General features: G+C 32.6%; 1 protein-coding gene. It reads right to left on the reverse strand.

Annotation, left to right across the window (positions count from 1 at the left end; translation table 11 throughout):
* Positions 1-98: 98 nt before the first annotated feature.
* On the reverse strand, positions 99-420 hold a 322-nt coding region (gene qacC / locus EII32_RS11725), incomplete at its 5' end, for a quaternary ammonium compound efflux SMR transporter QacC (protein ID WP_125235484.1).

The following is a 420-nucleotide window of genomic DNA, read 5'->3' on the forward strand; positions in this document are numbered from 1 at the left end:
TCGGCATAGCGTGAGCTATTAAGCCGACCATTCGACAAGTTTTGGGATTGTTAAGGGTTCCGAGGCTCAACGTCAATAAAGCAATTGGAATAAAGCAATTAATGCGATGTTCCGAAAATGTTTAACGAAACTACGCCGACTATGATTAAAACTATAGATACTATAGTTATTAGATTTATTTGTTCTTTGAAAATAATTATTGAGACTACGGTTGTTAAGACTAAACCTAGTCCCGCCCAAGTTGCATAAGTTATATTTAGTGGTAGGTGTTGCATTGTTTTACTTAAAAAATAGAAACAAATTCCAAATGAAATTATTGTTCCTAAGGATGGTATAAATTTTGAAAAGCCTTCTGAAGATTTAAGAAATGCACTTCCAATAACTTCAGTACTTATGGCTATTATTAAATAAATATAAGGC

Source organism: Prevotella sp. OH937_COT-195, assembly GCF_003932845.1.
Lineage (GTDB): Bacteria > Bacteroidota > Bacteroidia > Bacteroidales > Bacteroidaceae > Prevotella.